This window comes from Pseudomonas sp. GM17 (genome assembly GCF_000282175.2).
GTDB lineage: Bacteria > Pseudomonadota > Gammaproteobacteria > Pseudomonadales > Pseudomonadaceae > Aquipseudomonas > Aquipseudomonas chlororaphis.
This window is the reverse complement of record NZ_CP124732.1, coordinates 6,346,426-6,366,663: the sequence shown is the minus strand read 5'-3', so window position 1 is coordinate 6,366,663 and position 20,238 is coordinate 6,346,426. Positions and strand designations below refer to the sequence as shown.

General features: G+C 63.8%; 24 protein-coding genes and 4 pseudogenes. 13 read left to right on the top strand and 15 right to left on the bottom strand.

The window, feature by feature from the left end; translation table 11 throughout:
• The first annotated feature begins 116 nt into the window (after positions 1 to 116).
• A complete protein-coding gene (locus tag PMI20_RS28550) occupies positions 117 to 449 on the top strand; it encodes a DUF2790 domain-containing protein (protein ID WP_007928829.1) in 333 nt (110 codons plus the stop codon).
• A 5-nt stretch (positions 450 to 454) separates the two neighbouring features.
• On the opposite strand, the gene PMI20_RS28545 is transcribed toward PMI20_RS28550, so the two are convergent.
• Entirely contained in the window at positions 455 to 964 is a 510-nt protein-coding gene (locus PMI20_RS28545; RefSeq protein ID WP_007928830.1) for a RidA family protein, read from the bottom strand.
• Between PMI20_RS28545 and PMI20_RS31095 the strand changes: the two are divergent.
• The 4 genes and pseudogenes from PMI20_RS31095 to PMI20_RS31080 all read left to right on the top strand — a co-directional run.
• Positions 888 to 1,955: pseudogene (locus PMI20_RS31095) on the top strand (PAS domain-containing protein); the annotation flags it as partial. The gene PMI20_RS28545 and the pseudogene PMI20_RS31095 overlap by 77 nt on opposite strands.
• 108 nt (positions 1,956 to 2,063) lie before the next feature.
• The gene (locus tag PMI20_RS31090; RefSeq protein ID WP_232539795.1) at positions 2,064 to 2,495 is read left to right on the top strand and encodes a methyl-accepting chemotaxis protein; all 432 of its coding nucleotides are present in this window, start codon (positions 2,064 to 2,066) and stop codon (positions 2,493 to 2,495) included.
• Positions 2,496 to 2,731: 236 nt separating this feature from the next.
• A pseudogene (locus PMI20_RS31085) lies at positions 2,732 to 3,505 on the top strand (PAS domain-containing protein); the annotation flags it as partial.
• Positions 3,488 to 4,048, top strand: a complete 561-nt coding sequence (locus PMI20_RS31080) for a methyl-accepting chemotaxis protein (protein ID WP_502945123.1) — start codon at positions 3,488 to 3,490, stop codon at positions 4,046 to 4,048. The pseudogene PMI20_RS31085 and the gene PMI20_RS31080, both read left to right, overlap by 18 nt.
• A gap of 42 nt (positions 4,049 to 4,090) precedes the next feature.
• Here the strand turns inward: PMI20_RS31080 and PMI20_RS28530 are convergent, their stop codons facing one another.
• Positions 4,091 to 5,008, bottom strand: a complete 918-nt coding sequence (locus PMI20_RS28530; RefSeq protein WP_007928833.1) for a LysR family transcriptional regulator — start codon at positions 5,006 to 5,008, stop codon at positions 4,091 to 4,093.
• A 195-nt stretch (positions 5,009 to 5,203) separates the two neighbouring features.
• Positions 5,204 to 5,977 (bottom strand): SDR family oxidoreductase, encoded by a 774-nt coding sequence (locus PMI20_RS28525; RefSeq protein ID WP_007928834.1) that lies wholly within the window; start codon positions 5,975 to 5,977, stop codon positions 5,204 to 5,206.
• A gap of 167 nt (positions 5,978 to 6,144) precedes the next feature.
• Here PMI20_RS28525 and PMI20_RS28520 point away from each other — a divergent pair, with 167 nt between their 5' ends.
• Positions 6,145 to 6,744 (top strand): flavin reductase family protein, encoded by a 600-nt coding sequence (locus PMI20_RS28520; RefSeq protein ID WP_007928835.1) that lies wholly within the window; start codon positions 6,145 to 6,147, stop codon positions 6,742 to 6,744.
• A 156-nt stretch (positions 6,745 to 6,900) separates the two neighbouring features.
• On the opposite strand, the gene PMI20_RS28515 is transcribed toward PMI20_RS28520, so the two are convergent.
• Positions 6,901 to 7,785, bottom strand: coding sequence for a LysR family transcriptional regulator (locus tag PMI20_RS28515; protein ID WP_007926232.1), 885 nt, complete (start codon positions 7,783 to 7,785; stop codon positions 6,901 to 6,903).
• A gap of 113 nt (positions 7,786 to 7,898) precedes the next feature.
• Between PMI20_RS28515 and PMI20_RS28510 the strand changes: the two genes are divergently transcribed.
• Entirely contained in the window at positions 7,899 to 9,302 is a 1,404-nt protein-coding gene (locus PMI20_RS28510; protein WP_007926235.1) for an MFS transporter, read from the top strand.
• Positions 9,303 to 9,304: 2 nt separating this feature from the next.
• On the opposite strand, the gene PMI20_RS28505 is transcribed toward PMI20_RS28510, so the two are convergent.
• On the bottom strand, positions 9,305 to 10,237 hold the full coding sequence (locus tag PMI20_RS28505) for a DMT family transporter (RefSeq protein WP_007926237.1): 933 nt from the start codon (positions 10,235 to 10,237) through the stop codon (positions 9,305 to 9,307).
• A gap of 103 nt (positions 10,238 to 10,340) precedes the next feature.
• On the opposite strand from PMI20_RS28505, the gene PMI20_RS28500 reads away from it, so the two are divergent.
• On the top strand, positions 10,341 to 11,243 hold the full coding sequence (locus PMI20_RS28500) for a LysR substrate-binding domain-containing protein (RefSeq protein ID WP_007926238.1): 903 nt from the start codon (positions 10,341 to 10,343) through the stop codon (positions 11,241 to 11,243).
• 195 nt (positions 11,244 to 11,438) lie between these two features.
• Here PMI20_RS28500 and PMI20_RS28495 read toward each other — a convergent pair whose 3' ends face one another.
• From PMI20_RS28495 to PMI20_RS28485, 3 genes are all read right to left on the bottom strand, one after another.
• Positions 11,439 to 11,828, bottom strand: coding sequence for a cupin domain-containing protein (locus tag PMI20_RS28495; protein ID WP_007926239.1), 390 nt, complete (start codon positions 11,826 to 11,828; stop codon positions 11,439 to 11,441).
• 88 nt (positions 11,829 to 11,916) lie between these two features.
• Complete coding sequence (locus PMI20_RS28490) at positions 11,917 to 12,726, bottom strand: AraC family transcriptional regulator (protein WP_007926240.1); 810 nt, start codon at positions 12,724 to 12,726, stop codon at positions 11,917 to 11,919.
• Between the two features lie 67 nt (positions 12,727 to 12,793).
• Positions 12,794 to 13,135, bottom strand: coding sequence for a DUF190 domain-containing protein (locus PMI20_RS28485; protein WP_007926241.1), 342 nt, complete (start codon positions 13,133 to 13,135; stop codon positions 12,794 to 12,796).
• Positions 13,136 to 13,238: 103 nt separating this feature from the next.
• Here PMI20_RS28485 and PMI20_RS28480 point away from each other — a divergent pair.
• The 5 genes and pseudogenes from PMI20_RS28480 to PMI20_RS28460 form a co-directional block, all read left to right on the top strand.
• Positions 13,239 to 13,337 (top strand): annotated as a pseudogene (locus PMI20_RS28480) (helix-turn-helix domain-containing protein); the annotation flags it as partial.
• Between the two features lie 5 nt (positions 13,338 to 13,342).
• Positions 13,343 to 13,450: pseudogene (locus PMI20_RS28475) on the top strand (lysine transporter LysE); the annotation flags it as partial.
• A gap of 49 nt (positions 13,451 to 13,499) precedes the next feature.
• Entirely contained in the window at positions 13,500 to 13,979 is a 480-nt protein-coding gene (locus PMI20_RS28470; protein WP_007926244.1) for a GNAT family N-acetyltransferase, read from the top strand.
• Positions 13,980 to 14,025: 46 nt separating this feature from the next.
• Entirely contained in the window at positions 14,026 to 15,120 is a 1,095-nt protein-coding gene (gene ddlA, locus PMI20_RS28465; RefSeq protein WP_007926246.1) for a D-alanine--D-alanine ligase, read from the top strand.
• 15 nt (positions 15,121 to 15,135) lie between these two features.
• The gene (locus PMI20_RS28460; RefSeq protein WP_007926248.1) at positions 15,136 to 15,489 is read left to right on the top strand and encodes a gamma-glutamylcyclotransferase family protein; all 354 of its coding nucleotides are present in this window, start codon (positions 15,136 to 15,138) and stop codon (positions 15,487 to 15,489) included.
• Positions 15,490 to 15,498: 9 nt separating this feature from the next.
• Here PMI20_RS28460 and PMI20_RS28455 read toward each other — a convergent pair whose 3' ends face one another.
• The 7 genes from PMI20_RS28455 to PMI20_RS28425 all read right to left on the bottom strand — a co-directional run bounded on the left by PMI20_RS28455 (position 15,499) and on the right by PMI20_RS28425 (position 20,183).
• Positions 15,499 to 16,080, bottom strand: coding sequence for a hypothetical protein (locus PMI20_RS28455; protein WP_225970745.1), 582 nt, complete (start codon positions 16,078 to 16,080; stop codon positions 15,499 to 15,501).
• An 81-nt stretch (positions 16,081 to 16,161) separates the two neighbouring features.
• Positions 16,162 to 16,878, bottom strand: a complete 717-nt coding sequence (locus tag PMI20_RS28450) for a purine nucleoside phosphorylase YfiH/LACC1 family protein (protein ID WP_007926252.1) — start codon at positions 16,876 to 16,878, stop codon at positions 16,162 to 16,164.
• 107 nt (positions 16,879 to 16,985) lie between these two features.
• The gene (locus PMI20_RS28445) at positions 16,986 to 17,798 is read right to left on the bottom strand and encodes a MerR family transcriptional regulator (RefSeq protein WP_007926253.1); all 813 of its coding nucleotides are present in this window, start codon (positions 17,796 to 17,798) and stop codon (positions 16,986 to 16,988) included.
• Positions 17,799 to 18,023: 225 nt separating this feature from the next.
• A complete protein-coding gene (locus PMI20_RS28440; protein ID WP_007926254.1) occupies positions 18,024 to 18,395 on the bottom strand; it encodes a helix-turn-helix domain-containing protein in 372 nt (123 codons plus the stop codon).
• A gap of 5 nt (positions 18,396 to 18,400) precedes the next feature.
• Positions 18,401 to 18,703, bottom strand: coding sequence for a type II toxin-antitoxin system HigB family toxin (locus PMI20_RS28435; RefSeq protein WP_007926255.1), 303 nt, complete (start codon positions 18,701 to 18,703; stop codon positions 18,401 to 18,403).
• Positions 18,704 to 18,803: 100 nt separating this feature from the next.
• A complete protein-coding gene (locus PMI20_RS28430) occupies positions 18,804 to 19,100 on the bottom strand; it encodes a DUF3077 domain-containing protein (protein WP_007926256.1) in 297 nt (98 codons plus the stop codon).
• 582 nt (positions 19,101 to 19,682) lie between these two features.
• Positions 19,683 to 20,183: a GNAT family N-acetyltransferase gene (locus PMI20_RS28425; RefSeq protein ID WP_007926258.1), complete on the bottom strand. Its 501-nt coding sequence runs from the start codon at positions 20,181 to 20,183 to the stop codon at positions 19,683 to 19,685.
• Positions 20,184 to 20,238 lie beyond the last annotated feature (55 nt).

Sequence of the window (20,238 nt, the reverse complement as noted above, 5' to 3'; positions counted from 1 at the left end):
TTCTCAAGGGCAAGAAGCGGTCTTGGGTTTATTACATATAAGTAATGTATCCGTGATCTTCCCGAAAGGGTCCGCTGGTTATCCTCGTTGCAACTAACCAAAACGAGGAAACAGTCATGAAGTTATTTAAATTGAGTATCGCCGCGCTGGTACTTTCCATTTCGTCTCTGGCCATGGCCGAGGGCGGCGGCGACCGCACCTTCGACCGCGCCATGCAGGCAAATGAGAAGGCCATGGCGGCCTACGCGGCGAAGCAGGGCAAGGAGGCGCCGGTGGTGGAAAACTATCGCTACGGCATGCCCCTGGACATCCAGAAGGTGGTCAACGTGACGCCGCCGGCCAAGGCCTGCAACCCGGTGCCGTCACGCATGACCTATGAGGATTCGGCCGGACAGCTCAAGACCGTTGAGTATCAGGTGATGGGCCAGTGCCGCACCAATGGCAGCTAGGGGCCCTAATCCTCAACGTCCTCATGGGGCGCGGGAAGCGGTTCGAGGGCTACGATCATGTCGATTTCCACCGCGGCATTCTTCGGCAGCTGATAGACCCCGAGGGACGTGCGGGTGTGCACCCCGGCCTCGGCAAAGATCGAATAGAGCACTTCGGAGGCCGCGTCGGCGACTTCGCTCTGCTGGGTGAAGTCGGCGGCGCTTTGCACATAGACGTTGAGCCGCAGGACTTTTTTCACCCGCTGCAGATCGCCCAGCAACTGGGCGAGGATCGCCAGGGCGCGCATGGTGCAAATACGTGCGGCATACCGGCCGTCTTCCAGCGAAACATCGCCACCGACCCGCCCGACCACCTTCACGGTGTTGTCGATGCGTGGGATCTGCCCGCTGACGTACACCTCGTCGCCGTTCTGCACCGCGGGCACATAGTTGCCGCCGATGCGCATTTCACCGTCGAAAGCGTGTCCCAGACGCGTCGCCACCTGGTCGAACAGGGCCTTGCGTGAAGCCTCCATAGATTGCACTCCGTCGATTGCCGTTGATTTTCCAGAGCACGACTATAGCCCCTCTTCCGGGCTCCGGAGCATGGGTTGTAGCCCCGCAGGGCCGGGGCCTGAGGCGTTTCAAAGTTTTTTGGTCGGATATGTCTTATGGGCTCTTCAGAAAAATACTCAAGCGCCGATGGCTAGAGACAATGCTGCCCACTATTACAGCCCATCGGTGCATCCCATGTTCAACAAAAGCTTGAAGCAAGAGCTGTTGGCTCTACGCGAAGAACTCTCGAGCCTCCAGCAAGTGAAGGACAGTCTCGACAGCGAAATGCTGGTGCTGGTTCTCGATCCCGATGGGCGCATTTTGTCGGTCAACGACAACTTCAACCAGGAAATGCTCTACAGGGGCAGCGAACTGGTCGGTCGTCACATCGAGGACATTGTGCCGGCCCACGTCAAGACCGATGAGTTCCACCACCGTTTCAAGGCGACGCTGACCCGTGGCGAGCATTTTGCCGGCGCGGTACGCCTGCTGCGCGGCAACGGCCAGGAAGCCTGGTTGCGCTCGATCTCCCAGCCGGTTCGCGATTCCCAGGGGCGGATCAAACAGTTCTCGATCTACTCCAGCGACCTGACCCGCACCATCGAAGCCTCTCGCGAGCACGAGAACCTGATCGGCGCGCTGGTCCGCTCCACGGCGGTGATCGAGTTCGACCTCAATGGCAACGTGCTGACGGCCAACGAGCGTTTCCTCCACGGCATGGGCTACAGCCTGGCGCAAATCCAGGGCAAGCATCACCGTACCTTCTGCGAGCCTGAGGAATACAACAGCGCGGAGTACCAGGCATTCTGGAAGCGCCTGAACGCCGGCGAGTTCGTCGCCGGGCGGTTCAAGCGCATCGACAGCTACGGCCGCGTGGTCTGGCTCGAGGCTTCCTACAACCCGGTGGTCGATGCCAACAACCGGCTGTACAAGGTGGTGAAGTTCGCCACCGTGATCACCGACCAGGTGAACCAGGAGCAGGCAGTCGCCGAGGCGGCGAACATTGCCTACAGCACCTCCTTGCAAACCGACAACAGCGCCCAGCGCGGCACCACCGTGGTGACCGAGGCGGTGAACGTGATGCGCGACCTGGCCAAGCACATGCAGCAGGCCGGTGAAGGCATCGAGGCGCTGAACGAGCAGTCGCTGGTGATCGGCACCATCGTCAAGACCATCAGCGGCATTGCCGAACAGACCAACCTGTTGGCGCTCAACGCGGCCATCGAAGCGGCGCGGGCCGGTGAACAGGGACGCGGCTTTGCCGTGGTGGCCGACGAAGTCCGGCAACTGGCCTCGCGCACCAGCAAGGCCACCGACGAAATCGTCGGCGTGGTACGGCAGAACCAGGACATGGCGCGCGAGGCCGTGGCGCTGATGACCGATGGCAAGGCCCAGGCCGAGCAGGGCCTGGCCCTGGCCGCCGAAGCCGGCACGGTGATCGTCGAGATCCAGGACGGTGCGCAGAAGGTGGTGAACGCCGTCGGCCAGTTCGCCAGCCAATTGTCCAACTGAGTCCTGTCCCGGACCCGGCGTCAGGCCTTTTTCAGGCCATGACGTCGGGTGCCGAGTGGCCGCCAGGTCGACGGCCACGATCTGCTCCAACGCCAGCGCGCCCTGCGCGGGTGGTTAGGAAGTTTCCTGTCTCTATGGAAGATAAATCCTAAAGAGCCTTGAGCGCGTCAAGAACGCGTTTCCAACGCCGATGGTGAGGCTGCTGCAGTCTCCAATCACAGGCTATCGGTGTATCCATGTTCAATAAACGTTTGAATCAGAAGCTCCTCGCGTTGGGTGAGGAGTTTCGTGCGCTCGAGCAGGTCAAGGAAGGTTTCGAGCGCACCCAGCTCAGTGTCGATCTCGATCCGCAGCGCCGGATCCTGGTGGCGAACCGCAATTTCACCCAGGGCATGCATTATTCCCCCGAGGCGCTGCTGGGCTGGCCCATCGACAATCTGCTGCCGGACGATGCCCGGCCCGAAGAGGCGCACTCGCGTTTCATGACGGCGCTGGCCAGCAGCGAGCCTTTCGACGACACCCTGCGCCTGCGTCGTGGCGATGGTCATGACGCCTGGCTGAGGGTGATCCTGCAGCCGATCTTCAACTCCGAGCGGCAACTCAGGTCCTTTTCCCTGATCGCCAATGACCTGACCGAAACCGTGGAAACCGCCTGCGAGCACGACAACCTGATCGCGGCCCTGCTGCGTTCGACCGCGGTGATCGAGTTCGACCTCAAGGGCCGGGTACTGACCGCCAACGAGCGGTTCCTGAGCTGCATGGGCTACAGCCTCGAGCAGATCCTGGGCCAGAACCACAGCCTGTTCTGCGAGCCGCAGGAGTACAACAGTCCGGCCTACAAGGTGTTCTGGGAGCGGCTGAATGCCGGCGAGTACGTCGCCGACCGCTTCAAGCGCATCGACAGTCTCGGCCGCGTGGTCTGGCTCGATGCCTCGTACAACCCGGTGGTCGATGCCAACGGCAAACTCTACAAGGTGGTGAAATTCGCCACGGTGATCACCGAGCAGGTCAAGCAGGAGCAGACCGTCGCCGACGCCGCGGAGATCGCCTACACCATCTCGCAGCAGACCGACAGCAGCGCCCAGCGCGGCTCTTCGGTGGTGACCGAAGCGGTGCAGGTGATGCGCGACCTGGCGACCCACATGCAGCAGGCCAGCGACAGCATCGAGGCGCTGAACGAGCAGTCGCGGGTGATCGGCAGCATCGTCAAGACCATCAGCGACATTGCTGAACAGACCAACCTGCTGGCGCTCAACGCGGCCATCGAAGCGGCTCGCGCGGGTGATCAGGGGCGCGGCTTCGCGGTGGTGGCGGACGAGGTCCGGCAACTGGCCTCGCGCACCAGCAAGGCCACCGACGAGATCGTCGGCGTGGTCCGGCGCAACCAGGACATGGCCCGCGACGCGGTGGTGCTGATGGCTGACGGCAAGGCCCAGGCCGAGCAGGGCCTGGGCCTGGCCGCCGAAGCCGGCACGGTGATCGTCGAGATCCAGGACGGCGCGCAGAAGGTGGTAAGCGCCGTCGGCCAGTTCGCCCATCAGTTGTCCGGCTGATGGGCTGGCTGGCTGCAGCCAGCAGCCTGGGTGGGGCCGCTGTCAGTCCTGCCGGTCGTTTTCGAGATGGGGCGCGATCAGGGTTTCGAACCATTCGATAAAGGCGTTCAGCCGGCGCGAGCGATGGTTGCGATTGGGATAGAGCGCGGAAATCGCCATGGACGCGGGGCGAAAACCGGGCAGGACTTCCACCAGTTCGCCCCGGTCGAGCAGGTACTGCACGTCGAAGCGCGGGATCTGGATCAGGCCCAGCCCGGCTCTGCAGCAGGCGATGTAGTTTTCGGCGTTGTTGACGATCACCCGGCTGGGCAAATTCAGTTCCAGCTCGTGACCTTCGGCCTGGTATTCCCAGGGCTGTTCGCGGCCCGTGCTGGGGGAGCCGTAGCCGACCATCCAGTGACCGTCGGCCAGGTCGCCCGGCGTTTGTGGCTGGCCGTGCCGGGCCAGGTAGGCGGGGCTGGCGCAATTGATCAGGGCCAGGTGGCCCAGGCGCCGGACAATCAGGCTGCTGTCGCGCAGGGTGCCGACGCGGATCGCGCAATCCACGCCTTCCTGCACCAGGTCGATGGAACGGTCGGTGGAGCCCAGCGCCAGCTTCAGGCTGGGGTAGCGGGCGAAAAGCTCGGGCAGGGCGGGGGCGATGAAGCGCCGGGCAATCCGGCTGGGCACGTCGACATTGAGCCGGCCACAGACGTCCAGGTGACGGGTGTGAAACAGCTGCTCGAGTTCCACCGCATCGCTCAGCAACAGACGCGCGCGCTCCAGCAGGACCGCGCCGTCGGCGGTCAGCTGAACCTGGCGCGTGGTGCGGTGCAACAGGCGCGTGGCGAGGGCGGTTTCCAGTTGCTGTACCGCTGCCGAGACGGTAGCCCGGGGCAGTTCAAGGGCGTGCGCGGCCTTGATGAAACTGCCCATGTCAGCCACCTGGATGAATACACGGTACTGCTCGAGCTTATCCATGAATGGGGCGTTGTTCCGAGGCGTGTGGTGCGTATTTTCTGTAGGAGCGAGGCTTGCCCGCGATAGCGTTGTGTCAGACAGCCCCTGATCGCGGGCAAGCCTCGCTCCTACGCAAGCCTTTCGCAAACGCCAATCTACCTCGCCCCTTGGCGGATTACTCGGGTCGATGACAACCGTCGATCAGAAGGCCGGGCCTCACTTGGTGGCGTGGCCGCCGTTGATCAGCAGGGTCTGGCCGGTGATCCACCAGCCGTCGGTGACCAGATGACGGATGAAGGGCACCACGTCCTCGATGTCGGTCAGGCCGGTCTTGCTGAAGCCGGACAGCGCCGCGGCGGTCTTGTGGTAAGCCACGGCGTCCGCGCCCTCGGCCGGGTAGAAAAATGGCGTGTCCATCGGCCCAGGGCCCACGGCGGTCACCGAGATACCGCGGGCACCGAACTCCTTGGAGGCGGCGCGGGTAAAGTGTTCCACCGGAGCCTTGGCCCCGCTGTAGGCGGCATAGAAGGGCGTGTAGGCGCCGAGCAGCGAGGTCACCAGCGACACCAGCTTGCCGTGGTCCTCCAGGTGCTTGCCGGCTTCCTTGATAAAGAAGAACGCGCTCTTGGAGTTGACCGCGAACATATCGTCGTACTCGGCTTCGCTGATCTCGACTATGGGTTTTTTCAGGACCTTGCCCACGGTGTTGATGGCGATGTCGATCTTGCCGAAACGCGCCTTGGCGTCGCTGAAGAGTTGCTCCACGGCCGCGGCGGTGGTCAGGTCGGCCTGCCAGGCGTGGGCATCGACGCCCAGGTTCTTGATCGCGGCCACGGTCCGGTCGGCGTCGGCCTTGCTGGTGGTGCTGTTGTAATGCACGGCGATGGCCTTCGCGCCATGGGCGGCCAGATCCCGGGCGATCAGGCCGCCCAGGTTCTTCGCGCCACCGGCGATCAACGCCACTTTGTTTTTCAAAGAATGGTCTGCCATGGAAAAACTCCTTCAGCCTGTGAGGTGAAGGCCCAGTCTAAGCAGCCGCGAGTCAGGAATAAGCCCGGTCAATCTGGATGGATTATCCAGGGAAATGGCCCAATCCCGACTGCTGTGCCGAACCGGGATGTCGCTACAATCGACGTTTTTCTCCTGGAGCCTTACCCATGAGCCCATCCCATCGTCGTCCGGTTCCGCTGGCCAAGGCCTACCGTCTGCTCAACCACGGGCCGACCGTGCTGGTCAGCGCCACCCATGGCGGCCAGCGCAACATCATGGCCGCGGCCTGGGCCATGCCGCTGGATTTCGAGCCGCCGAAAGTCGCCGTGGTGCTCGACAAATCCACCTGGACCCGGCAACTGCTGGAAGCCTCCGGCACTTTCGTGCTCAACGTGCCGTGCGCCGTCCAGGTCGATATCGCGCAGACCGTGGGTTCCACTTCCGGCCAGGAGCTGAACCGCGACCAGGGCCGCGACAAGTTCGAGCGCTATGGCCTGCCGACCTTCGCCGGCGAGCTGATCGACGCGCCGCTGCTCGAGGGTTGCGTGGCCTGGCTCGAATGCCGGTTGCTGCCGGAGCCGCACAACCATGAACGCTACGACCTGTTCCTCGGCGAGGTCATCGCCGCCCAGGCCGATGAGCGAGTGTTCAGCGACGGCCGCTGGCATTTCACCGGGCACGATGCCTTGCGCACCCTGCACCATGTGGCGGGCGGGCATTTCCTGACGATTGGCGACTCGCTGGACGGCAAGACCCTGGCGGTGTGAGCGGCAATATACCGCTGAACTCTCCTGTAGCCGCTGCCGAGCCCGCGAGGCTGCGCACGAGGACGCAGTCCTCGCCAATCCTGCGCATACGGTTTTGCCCGTTTTACGGCCGCTGCGCTGCCGATCGCAGCCTCGCGGGCTCGGCAGCGGCTACGGTCACCAGCTGACGGTGTTCAGGGCGTCGGCGAAGACCTTGAGTTTCGGCGAGTACTGGCGCGACGGCGGGTAGACCAGCGACAGCGCCCGGCTGCGTCCGGAGAAGGTCTGCAGGATCGGCACCAGGCGGCCGTCGGCGAGGGCGTCCTCGACGGCGAAGTTCATCAACTGGGCGATGCCGAAGCCCCCCAGCACACCGTCCACCAGCGCGTCGCCGATATCGAAGATCAGCCGGCTGGGCACGCTGACATCGCGCACCTTGCCGTCGCGCATGAACTGCCAGTCCACCAGGCGCCCGCTGCGCAAATTGCGCACGGTCAGGCAGTTGTGCTGTTGCAGCTCTTCCACCGTCTGCGGCGTGCCATGGCGCGCCAGGTAGGCCGGGGATGCCACCGTGACCCAACGCAGCGGCGCCAGCGGCCGGGCGATCAGGCGCTGGTCCTGGATCTCGCCGGTGCGCAGGATGGCGTCGAAGCCTTCGTCGACGATGTCCACCAGGCGATCGGTCATCACCGCCTCGATGCTCAGGTCCGGGTATTGCTCGGTCAGGCGACCGATCAACGGCATCACCACCTTGCGTCCGAACAGCGACGGCGTGCTGATTTTCAGCAGCCCGGTGGGCGAGTCGCGGCGGTCCAGCAGCAGGCTTTCGGTCTGCGCCAGTTCGGCCAGCAGCGGCGCGGCGCGCTCCACCAGCAGCTGGCCGTCCGGGGTCAGGCTGACGCTGCGGGTGTTGCGTTGCAGCAGGCGTACGCCCAGTTGCTGCTCCAGGCGCGAAATGGCCCGTGACAGGCCGGACTGGGTCAGCCGCAGATCGCCGGCGGCGCGGGTAAAGCTGCGGGTCTCGGCGACCCGGACCAGCAAACGAACGGCGTTCAGATCCATGATTAAAGTCATCACTGAAAGAGCAAGGACGGTATTTATCATCTAATCGGCATCAAAGAAACTGAGGGTCCTTGATTCATCCCCCTTTATTTTCCACACAAGGACTCGACGTGATGCCCGCCACCTCTTCAGCCAGGCCGTCAGGCTGGATGCTGCTCCTGCTGGCCAGTGCGCAGCTGATTATCGCCCTGGACGCGACCATCGTCTTCGTCGCCTTGCCGGAGATCGGCAGCCACCTGGGGTTTTCCGCGCAACAGCTGCAATGGGTGGTCAGTGCCTACAGCGTGGCCTTCGGCGGCTTCCTGCTGCTGGGCGGTCGGGCGGCCGACCTGCTGGGCAAGCGGCGTTTCTATATCGTCGGGCAAAGCCTGTATGCCCTGGCTTCGCTGGCCGGCGGCCTGGGCGGCAGCGCACTGCTGCTGGTGCTGGCGCGGGCGGTGCAGGGTGTCGGCGGGGCCATGCTGTTCCCGGCGACGCTGGCGCTGATCAACAGCCATTACCCCGAAGGGGCGGCGCGCAACCGGGCGTTCGCAGTGTGGAGCGCGGCCTCGGCGGCGGGCCTGGCCCTGGGCGCGTTGCTCGGTGGCGTGCTGACCCAATGGTGGGGCTGGGAGGCGGTGTTTCTGGTCAACGTTCCGCTGGCTGGCGCCTGTGCCTTGCTGGCCCGGCGCTGGATTCCGGCCGATGGCCAGCGCGAGCGTGGCCGGCGTTTCGACCTCAGCGGCGCCTTGACCGTGACGGTGGGCGGCACGTTGTTGGTGTTCGCCATCGTCCAGGGCCCGGAATGGGGCTGGTGCGCACCGGCGACCCTGGGCTGCGGGGCGCTGGCGCTGTTGCTGCTCGGGGTGTTCGTGTGGATCGAGCAGCGTGGCCACGACCCGCTGATGCCGCTGCGCCTGCTGGCCCATCGCGAGCTGCGCCTGGCGATGTTTCTCACGGCCTTGTTCATGAGCAGCTTCGGCGTGCAGTACTACTTCCTCGCCCTGTATTTCCAGCAGGTCTATGGCTACAGCGTGCTGCAAAGCGGCGTGGCGTTTTTGCCGGCGACGCTGCTGTGCACCGTGGGCATTTGGCTGGCCGAACGTTCGTTGCTGCGCTTCGGGCTGCGGGCGACCCTGGTCAGCGGCTTGCTCCTGGGCGCACTGGGCATTGGCGGGGTGTATGTGGCGCTGCCCGACGGGGCGGGGTTCTGGAGCCTGATGCCGGGCATCGTGGTGCTGAGCATCGGCCAGGGCATGACCTGGACCGCCATGTGGGTTTCGGCCGGGCAGGGTATCGCGCCGGGCGAACAGGGCGTGGCGGCGGGCATTGCTTCCACCAGCCAGCAGATCGGCGGGGCGCTGGGGCTGGCGCTGCTGGTGTCCCTGGCCAACGCCGGGCTGGGTGGCTCACAGGCGGCCGGCATCGAGCAGGCGGTGGGCGCCAGCGCCTTGCTTGCCTTGCTGGGGGCGCTGTTGGCCCTGCGTTTGCGGGTGCCGCCGGCCCAAGGCTTGACGGCGGCACCCGAGCGCGGTTGAACTCAGTGGACGCTTTGTGGCAGATGGCGGCGCACCGCCCAGATCACCCCGAGCAGCAGCAAGCCGCTGGCGACGCTTTCCAGCAGACCGGGCAGGCGTTGCAGGTAGAGGAAGCCGTAGAGCAGGGAAAACACCGTCTCGAACACGATCAATTGACCGCTCAGGGTCAGTGGCAGGCGGCGTGACGAGGCATTCCACATGCGGTTGCCGAACCACGAACCGAGTACCGCGCAGGCCAGGCTGGCGAGCCAGAACTGTTGCCAGCGTTGTTCGCTGACTTCGATCTGCATCGCTGGCAACTGCAAGGCGTCGGCCCCGAGCCAGATCAGCGCGCCCAAGACGCCGGTGACGATGCCCCACAGGCTCGACCATTCGCCGCTGTCGAAGCGGCTGGTCTTCAGGTAGCGGGCATTGTCGGTGGCGAACCAGGTCCAGCACACCAGCGCGCCAAAGGCGCAGACGATGCCCAGTAGCCGCTGACTCGGGACCTGCCCGCCAGCGCCGTCGAGCAGCAATGTGTGCAGGTTGATACAGGCGATACCGACGCCGATCAGCAGCAGCGGCCAGCGCAGGCGGGCCAGCGGCAGGGCGTCCTGATCGCCACGCCCGGCCAGGGTGATGGTCACCGGCAGCACACCGATGATCAGCGCAGTGGTGGCCACGCCGGCCTGCTGGATGGCGCTGGCCAGGAGCATGAAATAGATCAGGTTGCCGGTCAGCGCCAGCTTGAGCAGGAGCAGGCCGTCGGCCCAGCTCAGGCGTCGCCACAGGCTGCGGGCCTTGGGCAGAGCCAGGAGCAGGGAGAATGCACCATAGAGCACGAAGCGCGCACAACTGATCAGCAACGGGCTGAACTCCGGCAGCAGGCTGGGGATCAGCACCACCAGACCCCACACCGCACCTGCCATGACGGCACAAGCTATTCCGCGTTTCACCGACGACTCCGGAATTCATCAATAAGAACCCGCAGGCTAACGATTGCCGGCTGGTCGGACAAAGGATATATAGGCACCCACCTATTCCACTGTGGAATGTCTTATGAGCCGTTTTGCGAGAAACCTGCCGCCACTGGAAACCCTGGTGACCTTCGAGGCAGTGGCACGCAACGCCAGCTTTACCCGCGCCGCCACTGAGTTGTGCCTGACCCAGAGCGCGGTGAGCAAGCAGATCCGCGCCCTGGAGCTGTCGCTGAAAACCGAGCTGTTCGAGCGTCAGGCCCGAGGGGTGAAGCTGACCACCAGCGGCGCCAGCCTGTTCGCCGAGGTCAGCACCCAGCTGGAGTCGCTGTTGCGCAGCGTCACCCGCCTGCGCGCCGGGCGCGACGGCAACACCGTCACCGTGCAATGCACCCATGCGGTGGCCCAGTACTGGTTGTTTCCGCGCTTGCTGGCGTTCAACAAGGAACACCCGAACATCACCGTGAGCATCCATGCCAACAACGGCATGGACGAGTCCAGCGTGGCCGAGCATGACTTCGGCATTCTCTATGGCGCGGGGCAGTGGTCGTCGTTGAGTGCAGCGCCGCTGTTCGCCGAGATCGTCTACCCGATCGCCAGCCGGCAGCTGCGCTTCGAGCCCGGTATTGGTCTGGCGCAATTGCCCGGGCTGACGCTGATCCAGCTCGATGCCTCGGAGTGGAACTGCATTGACTGGAGCGACTGGTTCCGCCACTTCGGCCTGGACTACAACCCGCCGGCCAATGCCCTGGTGTTCAACCAGTTGACCTTGCTGTTCAACGCGGTGATCCAGGGCATGGGGGTCGGGCTGGGCTGGGACTTCATGGCTCGCGAGCTGATCGACAAGGGCGAGTTGCAGCGCGTCAGCGACCTGGCCTTCCACACCGGCCAGGCCGATTACCTGGTGCATGTGCGCCAGCGGCGCTTGTCGGCCAGCGCGCTGCTGTTTCGCGACTGGCTGCTGGCGCAGTGCGCCGAGGGGTGAGTCCCCCCCTTTGAACCCCAACCCTGTAGCCGCTGCCGAGCCCGCGAGGCTGCCATCGACCGCGAAGCGGTCGCAAAACCAGGCGCCGCATTCATCCAGGTAAACCACATGCGCAGGTATGGCGAGGACTGCGTCCTCGAACGCAGCCTCGCGGGTTCGGCAGCGGCTACAGGGCAACGTGAGTCTGTTGCGAACTCAGATCCACACATCATTGGCGGCCGTGCGTTCGCCGCCTTCTTCACCGGTGTTGCGCACGCCCTTGGGTTCGATCAGCAGCAACTTGACCTCCTGTTCGGCGTACGGCTTGTGCTTCATGCCCTTGGGCACGACAAACATCTCGCCCTGGTTGATGGTCACCTGGCCGTCGGCGAAGTCGATGCGCAGTTGGCCTTCGAGGACGATAAAGGTCTCGTCGGTGTGCGGGTGGTCGTGCCAGATGAAGTCCCCTTGCAGCTTCACCAGTTTGAACTGGTAGTCGTTCATTTCGGCGATGACGCGGGCTTGCCAGTGGTCGTCGAACAGGCTGAGTTTGTAGGCGAAATTCAGGCTCTGGTAAGTGATGGGCGTGGTGCTGGCTGGGTTCATGCTGCGGCTCCGTAAAGAGGGGATCGGGCCTCTACGGTAATCAGCGCGGTGCTGCGGTTCTTGTACGATTGTGCGTGTCGGGCGGCGTTCAGCGGCCGTGCATTTTCAGCCAGCGCGCCGGCGGCAGGCCGTAGGTCTTGCTGAATTGCCGGGTCATGTGGCTCTGGTCGGTAAAGCCGGCCAGCAGCGCCGCGCTGACCAGCGACTGGCCTTGCAGCAACAGTGCCCGGACCAGGTCCAGGCGGCGCATGGTCAGATAGCGGTAAGGGCTGGTGCCGAACAGCAGGCGGAAGTCCCGCGACAGGCTCCAGCGGTCGCGACCGCTGTGGGTGGCCAGTTCGTCGAGGGTGATGCTCTGGTCCAGGGCGCTGTGCATGTATTCCCGCGCCCGCTCCGCGGCCTGATAGTCGAAGCGCTGCGCCGGCCGGGAAACGCCGGACACGGCATTCAGCGCATGGGCCAGATCGAACAGCGCGTCTTCCTGTTCCAGCGGATCCAGCGGGCCGTCCATGCTGCGCAGCAAGGTGTCGGTGGCGGCGAACAAGCGTGGGTCGGTGGACAGGCCGTTCTTGATGAAGGGCAGCGGCTGGCCGCCGAGGATCTGCTGGATCAGCGCCGGCTCGATATACAACATGCGGTAATGGAAACCGTCCTGGGTGCCGGCTTCGCCGTCATGCACTTCATCCGGATGCAGCACCATGGTCCCGCCCGGCAGGTTATGGCGCCAGCCGCCGCGGTACTGGAAGCTCTGCACGCCGGACAGCGTGCGGCCGATGGCGTAGGTGTCGTGACGATGCAGGTCGTAGCCATGCCCGGCGAAAAACGCCTCGATACGCTCCAGCCCCCGGGCGGGAGGCGCGCGGTGGACCCAGTCTTTGCGGGGGGCGGGCTTGCCCATGAAACTGTCCTCGACACAACGTCAGGCCAGTACGGTAACCCAGGAAGGCGCACCTGTCTTCAGCGCGTCATCTGCCCGCGTCGGCTTCCTTGGCCTCTTTGCCGAGGGTGCCGAACTCGATCGGCGTCTTGATGTAGAACAGCGCAATGTCCTCGTCCTCCAGGCGTTCGAACAGCCGGGCCGACTCCTCTTCGGTGAGTGCCAGGCGGACCTCGATGGGCTGGTCGGCCAGTTCGAAAAAGTGGGCGGAGTGCAGCCGGCCGGTGTGGCCGAAGCCTTCGATGGCGGTGCTCATGGTCGCGCCGCGCAGGCCCAGTTCATTGGCCAGGTCGACGAGCCAGTCCCCCAGCATTTTGCCGTGGTAGCGGCGGTTTTGCTGGGTGAAGAAAATCACCAGGAAACCGTTCATGAGCGTTCTCCAATGGCCTCCATTACTTTCAGCATAGCCCCGGGGGTAGGACGGGAGTGCTATGTCCATTGTCGTTCTGCCGGGCGGGATACGGGCCCGACGCAAGGTCAAGGGCCTGCGGCTCGCGACCCTGGACGCGATCTGCCAATACCTGGAGTGTCAGCCGGGCGACCTGTTGATCCATGAGCCCGAGGTGGAGTAGCGTCAGCGTCCCCCCTCATGGCTGCCGTCTATAGTCGTTCACGCAGATGGCTGGACCGCTTTGCCGGCAGTTGCTACCTGCTGTTCGGCGCCCATCTGGTGGCCAATCGCTGAAGCCGGGGCTGGGCGCATTCCATGGATTTTCAGGGTCAGGAGACAGGACATGAGCTTTGTTTTTCGCCCCGTGCAGGATCGGGATATTCCACGGATCTGCGGTTTTGCCCGGGATCCCGGCGAGTTGTTTTTCTTTTTTCCGGCGGCCACCTGGCCGCTGACCCACGAGCAACTGCGCGACTCCATTGCCCAGCGCTCTGATTCGACAGTGATCGAGCGGGACGGCCAGGTGCTGGGTTTCGCCAACTTCTATCAATGGGGCACCCACGGCACCTGCACCATCGGCAATGTCATCGTCGATCCCGAGGCCCGCGGCGCTGGCGTCGCCGGGCAACTGATCGGCGAGATGCTGCGCATCGCCCGGGACAAGCACCAGGCCGCGCAGGTGACCCTGTCCTGCTTCAATGACAACGTGGCGGGCCTGCTGCTGTATCCCAAGCTCGGTTTCGTACCGTTCGCCATCGAAGAGCGCCGGAACAAACAAAATGAGCGGGTGGCGCTGATTCACCTGCGACATCAGCCGGCTTGAGCGGTCCGATACAAGCGCTGAACCACTTTTTTAACAGGAACAAACCATGAGCAAGCTGCGGGTCGGGATTATTTTTGGTGGCCGTTCGGCCGAACACGAAGTGTCGCTGCAATCGGCGCGCAACATCGTCGACGCGCTGGATCGCGAACGTTTCGAACCGGTGCTGATCGGCATCGACAAGAACGGTCACTGGCACCTTAACGACACCTCGAACTTCCTGATCAACCAGGAAAACCCGGCGCTGATCGCCCTCAACCGGTCCAACCGCGAACTGGCGGTGGTGCCGGGCAAGGCCAGCCAGCAACTGCTGGAAACCTCCAGCCAGGAACTGCTGGGCCATGTCGATGTGATTTTCCCCATCGTCCACGGCACCCTCGGCGAAGACGGCTGCCTGCAGGGCCTGCTGCGCATGGCCGACCTGCCGTTCGTGGGTTCCGATGTGCTGGGTTCGGCGGTGTGCATGGACAAGGACATCAGCAAGCGCCTGCTGCGCGATGCCGGCTTGGCGGTGACGCCTTTTATCACCCTGAACCGGGCCACCGCGGCGCGCACCGACTTTGCCCTGGCGCAAAGCAAACTGGGCCTGCCGATGTTCGTCAAGCCGGCGAACCAGGGCTCGTCCGTGGGCGTGAGCAAGGTCACCAGCGCGGCGGAATACCACGCGGCGATCGAGCTGGCACTGGGCTTCGATGAAAAGGTCTTGGTGGAGTCGGCGGTCAGTGGTCGCGAGATCGAATGCGCGGTGCTGGGCAACGATCAGCCGATCGCCAGCGGTTGTGGGGAAATCGTGGTCGGCAGCGGTTTTTATTCCTACGACAGCAAATACATCGACGACCAGGCGGCCCAGGTGGTGGTGCCGGCGGACCTCAACGAAGAGGTCAGCGAGCGCATTCGCACCCTGGCGGTCGAGGCGTTCCAGGTGCTGGGCTGTTCGGGGCTGGCGCGGGTCGATGTGTTCCTGACCCAGGGCGGCGAAGTGCTGATCAACGAGATCAATTCGCTGCCCGGTTTCACCCGCATCAGCATGTATCCGAAGCTGTGGCAGGCCGCGGGCATGACCTATAGCGAACTGGTCAGCCGCCTGATCGAGTTGGCGCTGGAGCGCCATGCGGCGCGCCAGGCATTGAAAATCAGCCGCTGAATTTTGGAGTGAACAATGAGCGTTGCCACTGAAGCGTCGCATTACCTGTTTTCCTACGGCACCTTGCAGGACAAGGCCGTGCAACTGGCCAACTTCGGTCGCGAGCTGGAGGGCAGCACGGACGCGCTGCCGGGGTATGAACAGGCCTGGGTGCAGATCACCGACCCCCAGGTGCTGGCCACCAGCGGCAAGACCCATCACCCGATCCTGCGCCCGGGCAGCGCGGCCAGCGCGCCGATCCCGGGCACGGTATTTCGCATTACTGCCCAGGAGCTGGCCGCGGCGGACAGCTACGAGGTGGCGGACTACAAGCGCGTGAGTGTGGTGCTGCAGTCCGGGATCGAGGCGTGGGTGTATGTGAGCGTTTGAGGCCCGGGCTCAGTTCACAGTCGTGGCCATGTAGTACAGCATCGTGCACCACAGCGTTGCCCCGAGAGCCATGAACACATAGTTGATCGGGGTGAACCGCGCGTTGCTTTCGCCCAGCGGGTCACCGGCGGCGGCGTTGAGGCCGCGCTGGCCCTTGAAGGTCACCAGCGCCTGGATCGGCAACAGCACCAGGCTGGCGATATCCAGCCACAGATTGTCGGGATGCCTTTTGGACATGCCATCAAGGCCGTGGCTGATCAGCAGTATCACCACGAACTGCGAAGCCAGGTCCCACGGTAGCCAGTCATGGCGACGGCCGTTTTTCTTGATCAGGGTATTGGCTTCGCGGTACAGCGCGTGGGTGTAGAACAGCATGAGCATGGCCCGGGCAATGGGCCACATGGGTTGTCCGCTGGCCTGCTTGAACTGCTGCCAGTTCTTGTAGGCCCAGTACAGCAGGTAGAGGCCGAAGGTCAGCATGAACAGGGTCATGAACTTGGTCTTGGACACTACGTAGAAAGGGCGCTGCACGTCGCTGGCAGTGGCCAGCTGGGCTTGAGGCGGGGCATAGAGCTTGTCAGACACGATCATTCCTTTGTGGGTCTACAGGGCGCGCAAGATTAACCCGGTGCGGTGCCAAGGACCTATCGCGATAAATCTGAAGATGCGGTTTCAGGCCCGCCCGATCCAGGAATACTGGAAGGACTTCTCCTCGCCCCGGTGGCCGCGGCGGCGATAGCTGGCCAGGGTCGCGCTGGAACAGTAGGTGCAGTGCTCGCAGTGTTCGATCTGTTCCTCATCGATGCCTGCCGCGCGCAACAGGTTCAGGGCATAGAGGCTCAGGTCGAACCACAGCGAGTCCGGCCGGGTCGGCGCTGGCGGGGCAATCTCCGGGGGCAGCAGTGGCGCGGGGCGCTCCTGGCTCCAGGGTGTCTGCTCCGGCGACCACAGGTGGCCTTGGGTGGCCGACAGGGTGTTAATGAAATCCGGGCTGACTTCGTAGCAGCAAGGCTTGATCGACGGGCCGAACGCCACGCGCAACTGATGGGCGGCGATGCCCTTGGCGGCGAAGTGCTGCAGCACATTGTCGATGATGCCGCCGTGCAAGCCTTTCCAGCCGGCATGGACCGCGGCGACCCACGAGGCGTCCTCGCTGCTGATCAGCAGCGGCAGGCAGTCGGCGGTGATCACCGCAATGGGGCGACCGGTGCGGGTGAACACCGCGTCGCCGCGGATGATGCCGCTTGGCAGGGTGGTGCTGGCCTCCACCACCTCGCCGGTGTGGGCCTGGGAGCAGAAGAACAGGTTGGCGGGCTTTGTTGCCCCGATACGCGAAAACTCGTGACGGATGCCCGGTATCTGCTTCAACACTGGCGCCTGGAAACTCATCGGACCTTCGCTCTGTTGCCTTGGACTGCTACAGAGCATAGCGGGATCATGAGTCCTTTTGCTGACAGAGGCCTGTCAACTGGTCGGCAGCTCGTCCGATCGCGGCATCAGTTTTTCAGCGGGATATAGAGTTCGACCACGCTGTCCGGGTGCATCGGCCCGAAAAAGCGCTCCCCGGTGTACTCGAACTCCACCCCTTCATCGGCCCGCATCCCGGCGGCCGGCAGCCATTCGCTGTAGGCGGCGCGGAAGGTCTCCGGCAGGGTCTGCACCGTGCCCCGATGCTCGACCCGGGCGTACTGGCGGGCGGGGATTTCCAGTTCCACCATGCCGTCCACCAAGGGCGCCTCGGCGCTGACCGGCAGCCCGGCGACGTAGCGCCATTGGCCGTCGCCCAAGGGCTGGCAGATACCATAAGTGCCGACCGGTTCGGCCAGGCGCTGGATCTCCTGCTCCCGTGGCTCGAAGCGCTGCCACAGCTCGGCAATCGAGCCCTGGTCATCCTGCTGCCAGGCCATGCCGATGATGCGCTGCGCCGCCAGCGTCACCCGCACCGGCGTCTGCGGCGCCGGTAGGCTGCGCTCGGGCTGCGCCAGATAACGCTGCAACTGGCCGAGCACGTTCTGGCTGCGGGCGATCTGGGTTTCCAGCTCACCGGCATGGGCCTGCAACGCCTGGCGCAGACTCAACACACTGTGCAGCGCGCCGCTGTCCGCCAGCCCACGAATCTCCTCCAGCCCCATGCCCAGCTGCCGCAACCAGACAATGCGCCCGAGGACGCCGATCTGCTCCGGCTTGTAGTAGCGATAACCGTTGTCCTGCCCGGTCAGCGCCGGGGTGAACAGACCGATGCTGTCGTAGTGGCGCAAGGTCTTGGTGGTGAGGCCATGGCAGCGGGCCATTTGACCGATGGTGAGCATGCAAACGTCCTTTTTTGTGGTGAGGGTCGAGCGGCACTTTAGGGGTTTACCCAAGGGCAAGCTCAAGGCCGTCTTCTCTTTTTTCTGGTTATCACGGGGGGATGTTCGGACCTGTCATGGGTTCGGGGCCCACAGCGATGGAGTTCACATGAAAATGCCATCGTGGACAACGAGGGCATAGGGCATAGGGCGGTGATGGTGGATGTATGCAGCGGATGGAGCGGCTCAGACCGGTTTCACCGGCTTGATCAGGCTCTCGGCGGGGATGCCGAACAGTTGGTGCAGTTTCCAGATCATTGGCAGGGTCAGGGCGCGTTTGCCGTTGAGTACTTCGTAGACCCGGTTGGTTCGGCCGATGGCGGGAGCCAGGTCGGCGGCCGACAGGCCCGATTGCTCCATGCGGAACTTGATGGCGTCGATCGGGTTGGGCAGGTCGACCGGGAAGTGCTTGGCTTCATAGGCTTCGATCAGGGTGATCATCACGTCGAAGTAGTCGCCTTCTGCGGTGCCGGGTTCGGGCTCGTTATCGAACAGCACCGACACTTGCTTGAGCGCCGCGCGGTAATCCTGGTCGGTGTGGATGGGGCGAATCTGCATGCTCGTTACTCCATTTCAACGCGGTCGGCGTCGATGGCATCGTACTGCTGGTGAGTGCCAACGAACTTGATGTAGAGGGCGCCAAAGCGGTAAGCCACGGCCACTACCAAGCGGTAGTCATTACCTTTGATGTTGAACACCACGCGACGGCTTTTAAGAATGCTGGCGCTGCAAAACTGGTCCTTGATCTGCGCCGGGCTGGACCAGTTGGCATTGCGCGCTTCATCGATCCAGGCCAGAAGCGGTTGTTCGACATCCGGGTGCTGTTCCCAGAACGTCTTCAAATGACTGACGGCGATAATCCTCATGGCTCGAAATCCTAGTCCCGCCCTGGGACTTAAGCAAGGGAGTGAGAGAGGAAGGCGATGGACGGACAGCCATTGAGGCTACCCGTCCCGCAGGTGTGGCTCAGTGTCGATCAGCGCCTGCTGTCATCGCGGTGTGCACATCATCCATCACCGCTTTACCCATCTCACCCAGGTAATGTGCCGCCCAAGCATAGCGGTCCGCCTGCGGTTCCATGGCCGCGTCCAGGGTCAACTGTTTTGCCAGATGTAGCAGCAACGAGGCGTGTTCCAAGGCATCGGCCAGGGGCACGTCGGCGTTGACCCGCAGCAGCGGACGTTGGCCTTCGCCACAATTGGCAAAGGTTATTTCGCCGAGGGTGTGCAGGGAGGAAGGGGACGGATTGAGGGTGTGTTTCATGGTGAACCTCCTTGATTCGAAGAATCATCACCGTCTGCCGCCAAACAGATCAGGGTGACGGGTTACGCGGGATTGGCGGACCGGGAATCAAGGCAACCGGCGAACCCGAAGGTTCTCCCACGCAACCCGTCATAACGCAGGTATGCGGGCGCAAAAAAAAGCGCCTGCAAAGGTGGGGGCGCTTGTGCGCCTCGATTCTATCAGGCCGCCAAGCCTGTTCGCTGGTTTTGCAGCGATGGTCGAACCATAGGGTGGAAGAGATGGAGTCGCAACGCTGTTACTGCGACATTCTGTGACTGTGGGATGTGCGCATTTCTTGAATGCCCTAAAGGATTCTGTAGCCGCTGCCGAAGGCTGCGATAAGGCCCGAAGGGCCTTCGGCGCCAGTAAGATCGCTGCGCCCGTTCCGGTCGATCGCAGCCTTCGGCAGCGGCTACCCAAAAGGCGTAACGCACCAGTCGAAAGCCCATTGGCCCCTGTAGCCGCTGCCGAAGGCTGCGATAGGACCGAAGGTCCTCCAGCGGTCGCAAGATCCCTGCGCCCCCGGCGGGGTCGTTCGCAGCCTCGCGGGCTCGGCAGCGGCTACAGGCCTGTGTTCAGCACCTTGGCCATTTCCGCGGTGGCCGCCCAGCCCAATCCGGCATACACCGGCTTGCCCACCTCGGTCGCATGCAGCACAGCGAAGCTCAGCCCGCGCTGGATGAATTCGGCTTCCGCCAGCTTCATCAGCGCCGAGGCCAGCCCTCGGCGCCGGTACGCGGGTTCGACGTACAGGTTGAGCACATAACCGCGCTGGTCCTGGGTCGGATGGGCCGGGTGGGGCGGCCAGTCGATGCTCATCAAGCCAATGGCCGCCACCGGTTGCTGGCCGTCCAGCAGGGCAAAACCGTAGTAGCGGCCATCGGGCAAGCGCTCGCGCAGCCAGGGGCGGAAGTGGTCGCTCATCACTTGCAGGGCCGCGGGTTCACCTCCCGCTTCGAGGAACATCGCCTCGCGGTGCCGGCAGACCAGTTCGAGGTCGTCGGCCACCAGTCGGCTCACCGTTAAGCCGGAAAAATCGATACCGCCGGGAATCGGGTTCATCGCCTGCACCTCGGCCAAAAAACCTGATGCTAGGAGCGATCGAAAGACGGCGTCA

Bases quoted from the DNA above. Each gene is read 5' to 3' on its own strand.
- PMI20_RS28550 (WP_007928829.1), top strand. From the start codon at position 117: ATGAAGTTATTTAAATTGAGTATCGCCGCGCTGGTACTTTCCATTTCG.
- PMI20_RS28545 (WP_007928830.1), bottom strand. From the start codon at position 964: ATGGAGGCTTCACGCAAGGCCCTGTTCGACCAGGTGGCGACGCGTCTG.
- PMI20_RS31090 (WP_232539795.1), top strand. From the start codon at position 2,064: ATGCGCGACCTGGCCAAGCACATGCAGCAGGCCGGTGAAGGCATCGAG.
- PMI20_RS28530 (WP_007928833.1), bottom strand. From the start codon at position 5,008: ATGGATAAGCTCGAGCAGTACCGTGTATTCATCCAGGTGGCTGACATG.
- PMI20_RS28525 (WP_007928834.1), bottom strand. From the start codon at position 5,977: ATGGCAGACCATTCTTTGAAAAACAAAGTGGCGTTGATCGCCGGTGGC.
- PMI20_RS28520 (WP_007928835.1), top strand. From the start codon at position 6,145: ATGAGCCCATCCCATCGTCGTCCGGTTCCGCTGGCCAAGGCCTACCGT.
- PMI20_RS28515 (WP_007926232.1), bottom strand. From the start codon at position 7,785: ATGGATCTGAACGCCGTTCGTTTGCTGGTCCGGGTCGCCGAGACCCGC.
- PMI20_RS28510 (WP_007926235.1), top strand. From the start codon at position 7,899: ATGCCCGCCACCTCTTCAGCCAGGCCGTCAGGCTGGATGCTGCTCCTG.
- PMI20_RS28500 (WP_007926238.1), top strand. From the start codon at position 10,341: ATGAGCCGTTTTGCGAGAAACCTGCCGCCACTGGAAACCCTGGTGACC.
- PMI20_RS28495 (WP_007926239.1), bottom strand. From the start codon at position 11,828: ATGAACCCAGCCAGCACCACGCCCATCACTTACCAGAGCCTGAATTTC.
- PMI20_RS28490 (WP_007926240.1), bottom strand. From the start codon at position 12,726: ATGGGCAAGCCCGCCCCCCGCAAAGACTGGGTCCACCGCGCGCCTCCC.
- PMI20_RS28485 (WP_007926241.1), bottom strand. From the start codon at position 13,135: ATGAACGGTTTCCTGGTGATTTTCTTCACCCAGCAAAACCGCCGCTAC.
- PMI20_RS28470 (WP_007926244.1), top strand. From the start codon at position 13,500: ATGAGCTTTGTTTTTCGCCCCGTGCAGGATCGGGATATTCCACGGATC.
- ddlA (WP_007926246.1), top strand. From the start codon at position 14,026: ATGAGCAAGCTGCGGGTCGGGATTATTTTTGGTGGCCGTTCGGCCGAA.
- PMI20_RS28460 (WP_007926248.1), top strand. From the start codon at position 15,136: ATGAGCGTTGCCACTGAAGCGTCGCATTACCTGTTTTCCTACGGCACC.
- PMI20_RS28455 (WP_225970745.1), bottom strand. From the start codon at position 16,080: ATGATCGTGTCTGACAAGCTCTATGCCCCGCCTCAAGCCCAGCTGGCC.
- PMI20_RS28450 (WP_007926252.1), bottom strand. From the start codon at position 16,878: ATGAGTTTCCAGGCGCCAGTGTTGAAGCAGATACCGGGCATCCGTCAC.
- PMI20_RS28445 (WP_007926253.1), bottom strand. From the start codon at position 17,798: ATGCTCACCATCGGTCAAATGGCCCGCTGCCATGGCCTCACCACCAAG.
- PMI20_RS28440 (WP_007926254.1), bottom strand. From the start codon at position 18,395: ATGCAGATTCGCCCCATCCACACCGACCAGGATTACCGCGCGGCGCTC.
- PMI20_RS28435 (WP_007926255.1), bottom strand. From the start codon at position 18,703: ATGAGGATTATCGCCGTCAGTCATTTGAAGACGTTCTGGGAACAGCAC.
- PMI20_RS28430 (WP_007926256.1), bottom strand. From the start codon at position 19,100: ATGAAACACACCCTCAATCCGTCCCCTTCCTCCCTGCACACCCTCGGC.
- PMI20_RS28425 (WP_007926258.1), bottom strand. From the start codon at position 20,183: ATGAACCCGATTCCCGGCGGTATCGATTTTTCCGGCTTAACGGTGAGC.